Origin of the sequence: Rhizobium sp. RU35A (assembly GCF_900156005.1) — a bacterium.
In the GTDB taxonomy this organism is placed as follows: domain Bacteria; phylum Pseudomonadota; class Alphaproteobacteria; order Rhizobiales; family Rhizobiaceae; genus Neorhizobium; species Neorhizobium straminoryzae.
This window is the reverse complement of sequence record NZ_FTMR01000005.1, coordinates 83,157-97,495: the sequence shown is the minus strand read 5'-3', so window position 1 is coordinate 97,495 and position 14,339 is coordinate 83,157. Positions and strand designations below refer to the sequence as shown.

The following is a 14,339-nucleotide window of genomic DNA, read 5'->3' as shown; positions in this document are numbered from 1 at the left end:
AACATAGTTAATGAATCGTTTACTTTGGTTAACCCGCGAGGCGGCAGCGGGTGGCGGCACAGGGCTTGCGGTCCCCCTGCATGGCGTCAGAAAAATGCGCAAAAAAAGTTTCATTCGCAGGAAAACTGCTTTATGGCAGCGCAAACCCTTCCTTTTAATGCTCCTGCTCAACCTCATTGGAAATGATGATGACAAATGCGATGCCAAAGGCGTCGCCGGCAGCAGCGCCGTTGACACCTGCTTTGAACTCCCCTGCACGTGTCCTGACGGCGAGCCTTGTCGGCACGACGATCGAATTCTTCGACTTCTATGTCTATGCGACGGCGGCCGTCCTGGTGTTCCCGACGCTGTTCTTTCCGAACAGCGACCCGATGACCGCCCTGCTGGCCTCGTTCGCCACCTTCTCCATCGCCTTCTTCGCGCGCCCCTTCGGCGCCGTGGTGTTCGGCCATTTCGGCGACCGCGTCGGCCGCAAGACCACGCTGGTGGCCGCGCTGCTCACCATGGGCATCTCCACCGTCGTGATCGGCCTGTTGCCCTCCTATGAACAGATCGGCGTTATCGCGCCGCTGCTTCTGGCGCTGTGCCGTTTCGGCCAGGGCTTCGGTCTCGGCGGCGAATGGGGCGGCGCGGTGCTGCTTGCCACCGAAAACGCCCCGCCCGGCAAGCGCAGCTGGTATGGCATGTTCCCGCAGCTCGGCGCGCCCGTCGGTCTCTTCCTGTCCTCGGGCATCTTCTGGCTGCTGCTGCACGTCATGCCGCAGGAGGCGCTGCTGAGCTGGGGCTGGCGCGTGCCTTTCCTCGCTTCCATTCTCCTGATTGCCGTCGGCCTCTGGGTTCGCCTGTCGATCACGGAGACGCCGGCCTTCCAGAAGGCGATCGACAAGCATGAGCGCGTCGAGGTACCGGTGGCCGAACTGTTCCGTCACCACAAGCGCAGCCTGCTGCTCGGCACCTTCGTAGCGCTCGCCACCTTCGTGCTGTTCTACATCGGCTCGGCCTATCTGCTGTCCTACAATGTGAAGGTTCTGAAGATTCCCTTCACCGATGCACTCGAAGTGCAGCTGCTGGGCTCGGTGGTGTTCGGCCTGTTCATTCCGCTCGCCGGCAAGCTGGCAGACCGGGTGGGGCGCCGCGAACTGCTGATTGCCGTCACGGTGCTGATCGGACTGTTCTCCTTCCTGCTGCCGACCCTGATGACGAGTGGCGAGACGGCGATCTTCATCTTCTCGGCCGTATCCATGGCGCTGATGGGCGTTACCTACGGTCTGATCGGCACGGCACTCGCAGCGCCGTTCCCGACGGCCGTGCGCTATACCGGCTCCTCCATCACCTTCAACCTGGCCGGCATCTTCGGGGCATCGCTCGCCCCCTACATCGCCACCTGGCTGCAGACGACCTATGGCATGACCTATGTCGGCTATTATCTCGGCCTTTCCGCCGTGATCACGCTTCTTTGCATCCTGCTGTCGGGCAAGGAAGAAGTCTGAGCCACGGCGAAGACCGGATGACAAAAAAGCCCGCGAAGTCTCTGGCTTCGCGGGCTTTTTCGTTGGAAACCTTGAACAGAATTCATTCCCCGGGATGAAGATGCGTCCTCCGCCGTTCCCGCCAACGGTCAAACAGCATCCAGCCCAGCCCAACCACGCAGATCGCGCCCGGCAGTATATAAAGATAGAAGGCCGTCGCAAACGTCATAGGCGGAGCTTCCCCAGCTGTTGCCGTGCCAAGAAATGTAATGTCAACGCTGCAGAAAGCCAAGCAATCGTCGACACGACGATGGCGGCTATGGGGCCGGCCAGCGACACACTGCCCGAAAAGGAAGCCATCGGCGCAATGAGCCCAGCCCCAACCGAGGCAGTAGAAAGGCGGTCGAGCGCATTGGCCGCCAGCTTTCTTCGCTCATTCTGGACGAGAACACGACGCCGCTCTTCCTGAAGACGAAAGTCGGCGTCGCTCATGATCACTCCGTCGTCACACCCTGGAACGGCCGGATCTCGCGGCCCGGCATGAAGATGCCGAGGCGCTTGATTTCCCATTCCAGCTTGATGCCGGAGGTTTCGAACACGCGCTGACGCACGGTTTCGCCGAGATATTCCAGATCGTAACCGGTCGCGTGGCCGATATTGATCATGAAATTGCAATGTAGCGAGGACATCTGCGCGCCACCATTCATCAGGCCGCGGCAGCCGGCATCATCGATCAGTTCCCAGGCGGAATGGCCGGGCGGGTTCTTGAACGTCGAGCCGCCGGTCTTTTCCTTGACCGGCTGCACCGTCTCGCGGTGCTGGCGCACGGCGTCCATTTCGGCGCGGATCTTGGCGCGGTCGTCCGGATAGCCTTCGAACACGGCATGCGTGAAGATCAGGTCGGCCGCAGCCGTCGAATGGCGGTAGGTGTAGCCCATGTCGGCATTGGTGAGCACGTGCTTCTTGCCCTTGCGATCGACGGCATGCACTTCGACGACGCGTGCGGCGGTCTCACTGCCATTGGCACCGGCATTCATGCGCAGCGCGCCACCGATCGAGCCCGGAATGCCGTAATAGAAGGCAAAGCCGCCGATACCGTTATCCATGGCCATCGCCGCGATATACTTGTCCGGGCAGATCGCGCCGGCCGTGATCCGGTTGTCGCCGGCAAGCTCCAGCTGGCCAAATCCCTTGGCGGAGAGACGAATCACCACGCCCGGAATGCCACCATCGCGCACCAGAAGGTTGGAGCCGACGCCCACGACCGTCAGTGGCACATCGTCCGGAACCAATTGCAGGAAGGTCACCAGATCGTCCACGTCATGCGGCTGGAACATCAGTTCCGCCAGACCACCGGCCTGGAACCAGGTCACGCGCTCCATCGGCGCGTCGGGCGTCAGCCGGCCTCGCAATGCGCTGACCCCGGACCCGAGAGATTCCAGCAGCTTTTCCCCATTCACCTGTTTCATGCAGACTGTCCCGAAATACTTTCCAATTCCCGTGGCAAGGCCGCCGCCCATTGCGTGATATTGCCAGCCCCAAGAAGAACCACGAAATCACCCGGTTTTGCAATGCCGGCAATCAATCCCGGCAGCGCATCCGGTGTCGGAAGATAGCGGGCATCGCGGTGACCACCCGCGCGGATGCGCGACACAAGCGCTTCGGAATTCGCCCCTTCGATCGCATCTTCGCCTGCCGCATAGACCGGCGCAATCAGGATGCTGTCGGCATCGTTGAAGCAGGTGACGAAATCCTCAAACAGGCTGGAGAGGCGGCTGTAGCGGTGCGGCTGATGCACCGCAATGATACGGCCCTGGCAGCTTTCGCGCGCGGCCTTCAGAACGGCGCGGATTTCCACCGGATGATGCCCGTAATCGTCGAACACGGACACGCCGTTCCAGGTGCCGGTCAGCGTGAAGCGGCGCTTGACGCCGCCGAAGGCGGCAAGGCCCTTGCGGATATCCGCTTCGGAAATGCCGAGACGGTTGGCCACGGCCACCGCCGCCGTGGCGTTGGAAATGTTGTGACGGCCAGGCATCGGCAAGGCCAGATCCTTGAACTGGAAGACGCGGCCGGTGCGACGGCGGCGGATCTCGATATCGAAGATCGAGCGCGTTCCTTCCATGCGCACGTTGGAGAAGCGCGCATCGGCCTGCGGGTTCTCGCCATAGGTGACGATCTTGCGATCCTCGATCTTGCCGACCAGCTGCTGCACTTCCGGATGGTCGATGCACAGCACGCCGAAGCCGTAGAAGGGCACGTTTTCCACGAACTGGCGGAAGGCGGCGCGCACGGCATCAAAGTTGCCATAATGGTCGAGATGCTCGGGATCGATATTGGTGACGACGGCCACGTCAGCCGGCAGTTTCAGGAAGGTGCCATCCGATTCGTCGGCCTCCACCACCATCCACTCGCCCTCGCCCATGCGGGCGTTGGTGCCATAGGCATTGATGATGCCGCCGTTGATCACGGTCGGATCAAGCGAACCGGCTTCCAGAAGGGCGGCGACCATCGAGGTGGTCGTGGTCTTGCCATGCGTGCCGCCGATGGCGATTGCATTGCGGAAACGCATCAGTTCCGCCAGCATTTCGGCACGACGCACGATCGGCAGGGATTTTTCGCGCGCGGCGACCAGTTCCGGGTTGTTCTTGCGGATGGCGGTGGACACGACCACCACCTCGGCATCTCCCAAATTATCGGCCTGATGGCCGACAAACACGGGAATGCCCTTGTCGCGCAGGCGCTGGACATTGGCGCCATCCGACTGGTCGGATCCTTGCACGCGGTGGCCGAGATTGTGCAGCACTTCGGCAATGCCGCTCATGCCGATGCCACCGATCCCGATGAAATGGACCAGCCCGATCGCCTTCGGCATCTTCATGCGCGTACTCCCCTGAATTTCGAAACATCCTGTCCGTCGGCAATACCGACAACCAGATCGGCGAGCAAGCTTGCCGCATCCGGGTGTCCCACCTTGCGGGCCGCAGCCGCCATCTGCGCCATTCGCTCCGGTTCACGCATGGCAGCCGTGATCATGCCCGCCAGTTTTTCCGGCGAAAGTTCCGCCTGCGGCACCACGTCCGCGCCCCCTGCCCGCACCAGCGCCGCGGCATTGGCGGCCTGGTCGTGGTCAAGCGCATAAGGATAGGGCACGAGGATTGCCGGGCGGCCGATCACGGAAATTTCCGAGACGGTGGATGCGCCGGAACGGCTGATCACCAGATGGGCTGCACCGATTCGCTCGGCCATGTCGCCAAAGAAGGGCGAGATATCGGCCGCCATCGCAAGCTTGCCCATGCAGCCTTCCACCTGCTGGCGGTCTTCGGGGCGTGCCTGCTGGGTCAGCCGGATACGTTTGCGCAGGCTTTCCGGCAGAAGCGCCAGCGCGGTCGGCACGGCCCCGGAGAAGAACTGGGCTCCCTGGCTGCCGCCAAAGACGACCAGATGAAACGGATCATCGCCTGCGGACGGCAGATAGGCCTGCTGGGCGGCGACCAGAACCGCCGGCCGCACCGGATTGCCGGTCGTGACCGTCTTCGCGGCATGGGTGCCCTCGCCCTGCGGCAGAAAGCCGCCGGCGATCGCCCGCACGCGGGCGGCAAGCGCCTTGTTGGCGCGCCCCATGACCGCGTTCTGTTCGTGAATGATCGAGGGGATGCCAAGCCCGGTGGAGGCCAGCAGCGGCGGCACGGTGGGATAGCCACCGAAGCCGACGACGGCGCGCGGCTTCAGCTTCCCCATCAGCCGCCGCGCCGAGCGCAGCCCCTTCCAGAGCGTCAGCAGCGCCTTTGCCACCGCAACCGGATTCTTGGACCCGAAGGTCGCCGACGGCACCACATGGATCTCGTCGGCCGGAAAGGTGCCGGCAAACCGCTCGGCCCGCTTGTCGGTCACCAGATGCACGCTGTAGCCGCGTCGCCTCAACTCATGTCCCAAGGCCTCGGCCGGAAAAAGATGGCCGCCGGTCCCGCCGGCGGCAAGCAGAATGATGCCCTTGCTCATGCTGTCCCTTACTCTGCGGGTACGCCGTGCGAAACGCGGAAGAGACTGCGCTCCTGCGCCCGCTTCTCGGGGCGATGGCGCGTGAGCGCCAGAATGAAACCGGCCGTCACGCAGATGGCGACCATGGACGAACCACCATAGGAAATCAGCGGCAGCGTCATGCCCTTGGCCGGCATGAGTTCGAGATTGACGCCGACATTGATCATCGACTGCACACCGATCTGCAGCACAAGCCCGGCCACCGCAAAGCGGTTGAACTCGTTGCGCTCGCGATAGGCATGGGAAAGGCCGCGTACGACGATGAAGGCGAAGATCGCGACCAGCACCATGCAGAAGATGATGCCGAACTCTTCGGCTGCCACCGAGAAGATGAAGTCTGTATGGCTGTCCGGCAGGATGCGCTTCACGATGCCCTCACCGGGACCACGGCCGAACCAGTCGCCACGGATGATCGCCTCGCGCGCGGTATCCACCTGGAAGGTATCGCCCTCACCGGTCATGAAGCGGTCGATACGGCCGGCGACGTGCGGAAAAATATGATAGGCGGCAAAGATGCCGCCGACGCCGAGGCCACCGAGCAGGAAGATCCACAGCCAGGGCATGCCGGCCATGAAGAACATGGCACCCCAGACGGTGCTGGTCAAAATCGTCTGGCCAAGGTCGGGCTGGGCGATCAGAAGAGCCGCCACGATCCCGTAGAGGATCATCGCAAACAGATTGCCCGGAATGTCCGGCTGGCGCGAATGCTCGGCAAACAGCCAGGCGCAGACCACCACGAAGGCGGGTTTCAGAAACTCCGAGGGCTGGATGGAGAGCGGCCCGACCGAGAACCAGCGCCGCGCGCCCTTGATCTCGACACCGAAGAACAGGGCCAGCACCATCATCGCGATTGCGAGGATCAGAATGATCACGGCGGTACGGCGGACCTGCCGCGGCGAGAGGAAGGAGAGCCCAATCATCACCGCGAGCGAGGGCAGCAGGAAGGCCGCGTGGCGTTCCACGAAGTGGAAACTCGGCAGGCCGATGCGTTCGGCAACCGGCGGCGAGGCCGCAAAGGACAGCATGAAGCCGATCCCCATCAGCAGGATGAACGTCGCCAGAAAAAAGCGATCGATCGTCCAGAACCAGTCTGCGAGCGGCCCTCGGTCTGCGCGGCTTACCATCTCACGTCCCCTTGTTCGGCTCGACCAGCATGGACACGCCGTCAAGCTCTGCCACGAGGGAGACGAAGGTCTCACCCCGGATCTCGAAATTCTTGAACTGGTCGAAGCTCGCACAGGCGGGCGACAGCATCACCGCCGAAGGCGCGCCATCCTGAATGGCATCGTGCGCAGCATGGGCGACGGCCCGGTCCAGCGTGCCGGAAATCTCGTAAGGCACCGCCTCCCCCAGCGTGGCGGCAAATTCTGCCGCAGCTTCGCCGATCAGATAGGCTTTCACGATATGACCGAAGAGTGGTGCGAGGCTTGTGATGCCACCCGCTTTCGGAAGGCCGCCGGCAATCCAGAAGATGCGCTCGTAGCTCGACAGTGCCGGTGCCGCAGCCTCCGCGTTCGTGGCCTTGGAATCATTGACGAAGACGATCGGCCCCTGGCGTCCCACCGGCTGCATGCGATGCTTTAGGCCGGGAAAACTCTTCAGCCCTGCCTGAACCTCCTCGACCGTCAGGCCGACCGAAAGGCAGGCGGCAATGGCGGCAGCCGCATTCTGCGCGTTGTGCGCGCCCTTGAGGGTGTCGATTCCGGCCAGATCGGCAACGATGGTGGTCGCACCGCCCTTTGCCTGGATGATGCAGCCAGCCTCGGCATAAAAGCCATCGGCGAGAACGCTGCGACGGGAAATCCGGCGGACCGCGACTCCGGCGCGCTCGATCCGTTCGGCAATCAGGCTGCAATAGCTGTCGTCAATGCCGACGATCGCCGTACGGCTGCCGGCCACCAGCCGCTCCTTCACCTCGGCATAATGCTGCATGGTGCCATGGCGGTCGAGGTGGTCGGGTGTGAGGTTCAGCAGGATGCCGGCCGTCGGGTCGATGGTCGGGGCAAGGTCGATCTGGTAGGAGGAGCATTCCACCACGTAGAAGCGCCCGGCCTTCGGGGGATCCAGCGTCAGGATGGCCGTGCCGATATTGCCACCAAGCTGGGTGTCGCGACCGCTGACACGCAGAATATGCGCAATCAGTGCGGTCGTGGTTGACTTGCCGTTGGTGCCGGTGATCGCGATGAACGGACAGTCAGGCGCCTGTGCCCGCCGTTCACGCACGAATAGCTCGATGTCACCGATGATCTCGACGCCTGCCGCATGGGCAAGATCCACGCTCCAGTGCGGCTTGGGATGGGTGAGCGGCACACCGGGCGACAAAACGAGGGCGGCCTGTGCCGCCCAGTCGATGCCGCGCAGATCAGCCGTCACCAGTCCTGCCGCAGCTGCCTTTTCCACGCTGTCCGGATTGTCGTCCCAGACCGTTACCTCGGCGCCCCCCACCACCAGCGCATGCGCGGTGGCAAGGCCCGAGCCGCCGAGACCGAAAAGAGCAACGTTCCTGCCGGAAAATGTGGTGACGGGGATCATGGTCTCACCGCAGCTTCAGGGTGGAGAGACCGAGGATGGCAAGGCCGACGGCGATGATCCAGAAGCGGATCACGACCTGGCTTTCCGTCCAGCCGAGCTTTTCGAAATGATGGTGGATCGGCGCCATCAGGAAGACGCGCCGCCCGGTCATCTTGAAGAAACCAACCTGGATGATCACCGACAGCGTTTCCATGACGAAGAGGCCGCCGATGATCGCCATGACGATCTCGTGCTTGGTGGCAACCGCTACGGAGCCGATCAGGCCACCGAGCGACAGTGATCCGGTATCCCCCATAAAGATGGCGGCCGGCGGCGCGTTGAACCACAGGAAGCCGAGCCCTGCCCCGATCACTGCCCCCAGGATAACGGCGAGTTCGCCGGTACCGGGCACGAAGTTGATCTGCAGGTAATTGGCGAAGATCGCATTGCCGGCCAGATAGGCAATCACGCCGAAGGAGGCCGCCGCAATCATGACAGGAACGATCGCCAGGCCATCCAGACCATCCGTCAGGTTCACGGCATTGCCGGCCGAGACGATGACGAAACCGCCGAACAGCACGAAGAAGATGCCGAGATTGAGGGTCAGTTCCTTGAAGAACGGAAATGCCACCGACGTGCCAAGCGTCGAGCCGGCCGGGCTGTTGGCAATCGAGGTGCGCATCATGAAATAGACGGCAATCGCGGCGATCAGGAATTCGAGCCCGAGGCGGGCGCGGCCGGAAAAGCCCTTGTCCGTCTGCTTGGTCACCTTGAGATAATCGTCATAGAAGCCGATGGCGCCGAAACCGAGCGTCACGAGCAGCGTGGCCACCACATAGATGTTGGAAAGATCCGCCCACAGCAGGGAACCGCCGACGATTCCGGTCAGGATCATCAGGCCGCCCATGGTGGGCGTGCCGGCCTTCTTGAAATGCGTCTGCGGGCCATCGGCGCGAATCGGCTGCCCCTTGCCCTGCCGGATGCGAAGCGAGGCAATCATCTGCGGACCGAACATGAAGACGATCAGGGCCGCCGTCAGCATCGCCGCGCCGGTGCGGAAGGTGATGTATCGAAACAGGTTGAAGATTTGAAAGGTGCCCGCAAGCTCCACAAGCCAGATCAGCATTTGAGGTCTTTCTTGATGCCGGTCAAAGTTGGCGCTCCGTGTCAGGCAATGCCGGGTAGTTGTCAATAAGTGCGGAAACGATCTTCCCGAAGCCGAGGCCGAGGGAGGATTTCACCATCAGCACGTCACCGGGAATCACATTGCGCACCACGAAGTCGGAAAGTTCGGCGGTTGTGGGGCAATGCTGCACATGAACGCTGTCGGGCAGCGCATCGCGCAGCGCCGCCATCTCCGGGCCGGCAAGCCACACATGTTCAATGCCGGCCGCCAGCAGCGGCCCTGCAAGCTCCTCGTGAACCTTGGCGGAAAACTCGCCCATTTCCAGCATGTCGCCAAGAACGGCGATGCGGCGTCCGGACTCGTCCGGCTCGGTGGCCGCCAGGATCGAAATCGCAGCCCGCATGGAGGCGGGATTGGCATTGTAGCTCTCGTCGATCAGCGTCAGGCGCCCCTCGCCAAGCTGCAGGCGATGGCGCTGGCCGCGCCCCTTGACGGCGCGAATGCCGGCAAGCGCATCGCGCGCCGCTTCGAGATCGGCACCGAACAATGCGGCGACGCCGAGCGCAATCATCGCGTTTTCCGCAATGTGCCGGCCGGGTGCGCCGATATGCACTTCCATCGTCTCGCCGTTGACGACTGCCCAGATGGTCGACCCCTCGCCGGTGCCCTCGAAATCCGCCAGACGGAAATCGGCCTTGGCATGCTGGCCAAAGGAGAGGACATTGGTCACACCATTCGCATGCGCCATCTGCTCCAGATAGCTGAAATACTTGTTGTCCCGATTGAGAAGCGCGACCCCGTTCGGCTCAACGCCTTCGAGAATTTCCGCCTTGGCAGCGGCGATCTCGTCGAGGCTCTTGAAATTGCCGAGATGGGCCGGCGCGATCGTGGTGATGACGGAAACATGCGGCCGCACCATCTTCACCAGCGGGCGGATCTCATCCGGGTGGTTCATGCCGATCTCGAACACGCCGTAATCGGTGTCCGCCGGCATGCGGGCCAGCGTCAGCGGCACGCCCCAGTGATTGTTGAAGGAGGCGACGGCAGCATGCACCCTGCCGGACGGCGCCAGTACGTTGCGCAGCATTTCCTTGGTCGTCGTCTTGCCGACGGAACCGGTGACGGCAACGATCTGCGCACGGCTGCGGACACGCGCGGCCACCGCCAGCTTGCCAAGCGCTGCCAGCACATCCTCCACCACGATCATCGGCGTGGTAAGACGGCCGAGCGCCGGCAGCTTCGCTTCGCTGACGACGATCAGCGAGGCGCCGTTGGCGACGGCCAGCGTCGCATAATCATGGCCATCCACCCGCTCGCCCTTGATGGCGAAGAAGGCTTCACCGGGTGTGATAGAGCGGCTGTCGATGGAAATGCCGGTTACGCCGGCGGGGCCGGAGCCCACGGGGCGGCCGCCCATCACAGCCATCATCTCAGCGGTGTTCCACAACCAGGTCACGTTTTCAGCTCCTCCATTGCCTTTCGGATTTCGACGTGATCGGAAAACGGCAGAACCACCGAACCGATCTTCTGCCCCTCCTCATGCCCCTTGCCAGCCACGATCAGCGTGTCACCGGCACCCAGCAGCGAGACGGCATGGCGAATGGCCTCGGCGCGGTCACCGATCTCGACGGCGCCGGGTGCCGCTGCCATGATCTCTGCCCGGATTGTCACCGGATCCTCGGACCGCGGATTGTCGTCGGTGACAATCGCGATATCGGCAAGCCGGGTGGCAATCTCGCCCATGATCGGGCGCTTGCCCTTGTCGCGGTCCCCGCCGCAGCCGAAGACGACGATCAGACGGCCGCTGGTGAAGGGGCGTACAGACTGCAGCACATTGGCAAGCGCATCCGGCTTGTGGGCATAGTCGACATAGGCCAGCGCACCCGCCTTCGTCTGACCCACCAGTTCAAGACGCCCGGCCGCACCGATCAGCGTTTCGAGCGCAGCCATCGCCACCGCTGCCGGCGTGCCCGTGGCCATGGCGAGGCCGGCAGCCACCAGCGCATTCGCCACCTGGAAATCACCGGCCAGCGGAATGTCGATTTCGAAGATCTCGCCCTCGGCATGCACCTCGATGCGCTGCTTGTGGCGGAAATGCTCCACCCGCTTCAGCGCGAGATAGGTGCCGGCGCGACCCACGGTCAGCACGCGCTGCCCTGCCGCGTTCGCCGCCCGGATCGCCTCGCCCGACCAGGGATCGTCGGCAAAGATCACCGCCGGGCTTCCCTTCGGCAGCACGCGGTCGAACAGGTGCATCTTCGCGGCCATGTAATCTTCCATGGTCGGATGGTAGTCGAGATGATCCCGTCCGAGATTGGTGAACGCTGCCGCAGCAAGCCGAACGCCATCCACGCGGAACTGGTCAAGACCGTGGCTGGAGGCCTCGATCGCGGCATGGGTCACACCGTCTGCCACAAGGGTGGCCAGCAGGGCATGCAGCGCCACCGGATCGGGGGTCGTCAGCGCCCCTTCCTCAATGCGCCTCGGGGAGATGACGCCGGTCGTGCCAATCTGGGCAGCGGCAAGGCCTGCATGCGCCCAGATCTGGCGGGTGAAGGAAGCAACGGAGGTCTTGCCGGCCGTGCCGGTGACGGCCACCATGGTTTCGGGCTGGCGGCCATGGAAACGGGAAGCAGCCAGCGCCAGAAATCGACGGGGCTCGGACACCACCAGAACGGGAACCGGCGCTTCGACCGGATGGGCGGAAACGACCGCCACGGCACCACGCGATACCGCGTCCGCGACATAGGCTGCGCCGTCACCTTTGGTCCCGGCGACCGCGACGAAGACGGAACCGGGCGCTACGGTCCGGCTGTCGGCAGAAAGGCCGGTCACATCCAATGCGCCAGCCTCACCCTTCAGAATCTCGTTAATCTCCGGAAAATCCCCCCCGGAGAGTGCATTCAGCTTCATAGGTACCCTCTCTCACCTGCGCCCCCTCGGGAGCCGCGAATCGTGGGGTCCATTCATTATGGCCTAATAGGACACAAGCATGGCGGTGCCATCCTCGCCGAAGCGCGGTTTTACACCGAGAATTGCAGCAGAGCGGCTGATGATCTCCTTGACCATGGGAGCCGCGCTGTTGCCGGCCAGCACCGCATGATCGGTTTCACTGCGCGGATCGTCGATGAAGGTCAGCACCACATATTGCGGATCGTAGATCGGAAACGCCGCGAGAAAGGCGTTGAAATTGTGGTCGTGGTTGTAGCGGCCGTTGATCACCTTGTCGGCCGTGCCGGTCTTGCCACCGACGTTGAAGCCCTCGACCAGCGCGTTCTTGCCCGACCCCTTCACACCGTTCCAGCGAAACAGCCAGCGCATGTTGGCGCTGGTCTGCGGCTTGATGACGGTCTTGGCCACCTCATCCGCCTGCTGGCGTGTCCGCGGCAGGAAGGTCGGCTCGATCAGCTTGCCGCCGTTGACAAGGGCCGCCCCGGCAACGGCAGTCTGCAAGGGTGTCGTGGACACGCCATGGCCGAAGGAGATGGTGATGGAGTTGATCTTCTTCCACTCTCGCGGCTGGCCGGGCATGGCCACTTCGGGCAGTTCGGTCTGCATCTTGGTGAGAAGGCCAAGCTTGGTCAGGAAGTCCTTGTGCCCGTCGATGCCGACGACATCGGCGATCTTGGCGGTGCCGATGTTGGAGGAATACTGGAAGATTTCCGGAATGCTGAGCATGCGGCCCTGGCCGTGGAAATCCTTGATGGTGTAGCCGCCGATGCGGATAGGGTAGCGGGCGTCGAACATGTCATTCATGTTCACCTTGCCGCTATCGAGACCCATGGCCAGCGTGAAGGACTTGAAGGTGGAGCCCATTTCGAACGTGCCGTTCGACATGCGGTTCAGCCAGCCATCCTCACCGCCGGCAGCCGGATCGTTCGGATCGAAATCGGGGGCCGATGCCATGCCGAGGACTTCGCCGGTGTGCACGTCAAGCACAACGGCGCCGGCGCCCTTGGCGCGAAACTTGGTGATGCTTTCCATCAGCACGTCGCGCAGGATCGACTGTACGCGCAGATCGATGGACAGTCGCACCGGCTCCAGCGGCTGGCCGCTGGTCATGCCGACGGCAGCGAGATCGGCCAGTCCCTGCGTATCGACATAGCGTTCCATGCCGGCCACGCCGCGGTTGTCGATGTTGACGAAGCCCACGATGTGGGATGCCGTCGGACCACCCGGATAGAAGCGGCGCTTTTCCGGACGGAAGCCGATTCCAGGGATGCCGAGCGCCAGGATCTGGCTCTGCTGCTTCGGCGTCAGCTGGCGACGCAGCCACTGGAATCGCGACTTCGACGACAGCTTGTTGTACATCTGCCTGGTATCGAGATCCGGCAGCACGGTGCGCAGCTTCTCGATCACCTCGTCCGGATCGACGATCTTGTGTGGCTCGGCAAACAGCGAGACGGTGCGGATGTCGGTCGCCAGCACTTCGCCATTGCGGTCGAGAAGATCCGGGCGCGAAGCCATCAGGCGATCAGCGGGCATGATGCTCGCGGTCGATTCCGGATCCAGCATCCCATAATAGGCAAGTTTGGCGCCGATGGCGCAGTAGCAGACGGCAAAGCCGGCAATGATCAGGCCGACGCGCACGCGCGTCTGGCCGGACTTTCGCTTGCGGGCGCTTTCAAACGTACCGCCGCGCAGGGATGTGCCGACACCTCGACCGCCGGCCGAAATATGCGCCCTGCTCTTCAGAACCATGACACGGGACAGAAAGGACATCAGTCGTTCACCGCTCCGGTTGAAATCACGTCGATCCCGGCCGTCCCGCGCGGCTTGGGCACGGGCACCGGCGCCGCAGGACGCTTGGCCTTGGCGGCGTCAACGCCGGCAATGGCGGCGGCCACTGCCGGATCGCTGCCGGCGATCAGCTTTTCAATGGTCGTTTCGGGTTGTGGCAGCTGCGATTTTGGCATCGGCAGCTCTTTTGGCATGGCAAGCTGGGTCGGGGCTGTCGGCTGAAGATCGAGTTCGTCCTGATAGACCTTGATCAGTCGCTGCAGACGGTTCGGCTGCGTCAGCAGCGCCCAGTCGGCCTTCAGAAGATCGATCGTGTCGTATTCCAGCTTGATCTCCTGCTCCAGACGATGGACTTCCTCAAGCTTCAGTTCGGCCCTGTGCTTGATGCTGTAGGTCACGACCGCGGTTGCGGTCATTGCACCGATCAGCACCAGATCGAAGCTTCTCAACAT

12 protein-coding genes are annotated in these 14,339 nt (G+C 63.0%); 1 reads left to right on the top strand and 11 read right to left on the bottom strand.

Annotated elements, in window-relative coordinates; all coding sequences use genetic code 11:
* The first annotated feature begins 188 nt into the window (after positions 1-188).
* Positions 189-1,490, top strand: a complete 1,302-nt coding sequence (locus F3H95_RS12805; protein ID WP_149746288.1) for an MFS transporter — start codon at positions 189-191, stop codon at positions 1,488-1,490.
* A gap of 204 nt (positions 1,491-1,694) precedes the next feature.
* On the opposite strand, the gene F3H95_RS12800 is transcribed toward F3H95_RS12805, so the two are convergent.
* The 11 genes from F3H95_RS12800 to F3H95_RS12750 all read right to left on the bottom strand — a co-directional run bounded on the left by F3H95_RS12800 (position 1,695) and on the right by F3H95_RS12750 (position 14,339).
* Positions 1,695-1,961, bottom strand: a complete 267-nt coding sequence (locus tag F3H95_RS12800; RefSeq protein WP_143126101.1) for a hypothetical protein — start codon at positions 1,959-1,961, stop codon at positions 1,695-1,697.
* Positions 1,962-1,963: 2 nt separating this feature from the next.
* A complete protein-coding gene (murB, locus tag F3H95_RS12795) occupies positions 1,964-2,938 on the bottom strand; it encodes a UDP-N-acetylmuramate dehydrogenase (RefSeq protein ID WP_149746287.1) in 975 nt (324 codons plus the stop codon).
* Complete coding sequence (gene murC, locus F3H95_RS12790) at positions 2,935-4,350, bottom strand: UDP-N-acetylmuramate--L-alanine ligase (protein WP_143126103.1); 1,416 nt, start codon at positions 4,348-4,350, stop codon at positions 2,935-2,937. The genes murB and murC overlap by 4 nt, the downstream gene beginning before the upstream one ends.
* Positions 4,347-5,471 carry an undecaprenyldiphospho-muramoylpentapeptide beta-N-acetylglucosaminyltransferase gene (gene murG / locus F3H95_RS12785; protein WP_149746286.1) on the bottom strand — a complete coding sequence of 375 codons (1,125 nt, stop codon included), beginning with the start codon at positions 5,469-5,471 and terminating at the stop codon, positions 4,347-4,349. The genes murC and murG overlap by 4 nt, the downstream gene beginning before the upstream one ends.
* Positions 5,472-5,479: 8 nt before the next feature.
* A complete protein-coding gene (gene ftsW, locus F3H95_RS12780; RefSeq protein ID WP_143126105.1) occupies positions 5,480-6,634 on the bottom strand; it encodes a putative lipid II flippase FtsW in 1,155 nt (384 codons plus the stop codon).
* Position 6,635: 1 nt separating this feature from the next.
* Complete coding sequence (murD, locus tag F3H95_RS12775) at positions 6,636-8,042, bottom strand: UDP-N-acetylmuramoyl-L-alanine--D-glutamate ligase (protein ID WP_149746285.1); 1,407 nt, start codon at positions 8,040-8,042, stop codon at positions 6,636-6,638.
* Between the two features lie 4 nt (positions 8,043-8,046).
* Positions 8,047-9,147 carry a phospho-N-acetylmuramoyl-pentapeptide-transferase gene (mraY, locus tag F3H95_RS12770; protein WP_143126107.1) on the bottom strand — a complete coding sequence of 367 codons (1,101 nt, stop codon included), beginning with the start codon at positions 9,145-9,147 and terminating at the stop codon, positions 8,047-8,049.
* A gap of 22 nt (positions 9,148-9,169) precedes the next feature.
* Positions 9,170-10,603: a UDP-N-acetylmuramoylalanyl-D-glutamyl-2,6-diaminopimelate--D-alanyl-D-alanine ligase gene (locus tag F3H95_RS12765; protein ID WP_149746284.1), complete on the bottom strand. Its 1,434-nt coding sequence runs from the start codon at positions 10,601-10,603 to the stop codon at positions 9,170-9,172.
* Positions 10,600-12,060 (bottom strand): UDP-N-acetylmuramoyl-L-alanyl-D-glutamate--2,6-diaminopimelate ligase, encoded by a 1,461-nt coding sequence (locus F3H95_RS12760; RefSeq protein WP_149746283.1) that lies wholly within the window; start codon positions 12,058-12,060, stop codon positions 10,600-10,602. The genes F3H95_RS12765 and F3H95_RS12760 overlap by 4 nt, the downstream gene beginning before the upstream one ends.
* Before the next feature lie 63 nt (positions 12,061-12,123).
* A complete protein-coding gene (locus tag F3H95_RS12755; protein ID WP_149746282.1) occupies positions 12,124-13,869 on the bottom strand; it encodes a penicillin-binding protein 2 in 1,746 nt (581 codons plus the stop codon).
* A complete protein-coding gene (locus tag F3H95_RS12750; RefSeq protein ID WP_143126111.1) occupies positions 13,869-14,339 on the bottom strand; it encodes a hypothetical protein in 471 nt (156 codons plus the stop codon). The genes F3H95_RS12755 and F3H95_RS12750 overlap by 1 nt, the downstream gene beginning before the upstream one ends.

Coding starts and splice junctions, on each gene's coding strand:
- murB (WP_149746287.1), bottom strand. CDS start 2,938: ATGAAACAGGTGAATGGGGAAAAGCTGCTGGAATCTCTCGGGTCCGGG.
- F3H95_RS12805 (WP_149746288.1), top strand. CDS start 189: ATGACAAATGCGATGCCAAAGGCGTCGCCGGCAGCAGCGCCGTTGACA.
- murC (WP_143126103.1), bottom strand. CDS start 4,350: ATGAAGATGCCGAAGGCGATCGGGCTGGTCCATTTCATCGGGATCGGT.
- ftsW (WP_143126105.1), bottom strand. CDS start 6,634: ATGGTAAGCCGCGCAGACCGAGGGCCGCTCGCAGACTGGTTCTGGACG.
- F3H95_RS12760 (WP_149746283.1), bottom strand. CDS start 12,060: ATGAAGCTGAATGCACTCTCCGGGGGGGATTTTCCGGAGATTAACGAG.
- mraY (WP_143126107.1), bottom strand. CDS start 9,147: ATGCTGATCTGGCTTGTGGAGCTTGCGGGCACCTTTCAAATCTTCAAC.
- F3H95_RS12750 (WP_143126111.1), bottom strand. CDS start 14,339: ATGTTGAGAAGCTTCGATCTGGTGCTGATCGGTGCAATGACCGCAACC.
- murG (WP_149746286.1), bottom strand. CDS start 5,471: ATGAGCAAGGGCATCATTCTGCTTGCCGCCGGCGGGACCGGCGGCCAT.
- F3H95_RS12800 (WP_143126101.1), bottom strand. CDS start 1,961: ATGAGCGACGCCGACTTTCGTCTTCAGGAAGAGCGGCGTCGTGTTCTC.
- murD (WP_149746285.1), bottom strand. CDS start 8,042: ATGATCCCCGTCACCACATTTTCCGGCAGGAACGTTGCTCTTTTCGGT.
- F3H95_RS12755 (WP_149746282.1), bottom strand. CDS start 13,869: ATGTCCTTTCTGTCCCGTGTCATGGTTCTGAAGAGCAGGGCGCATATT.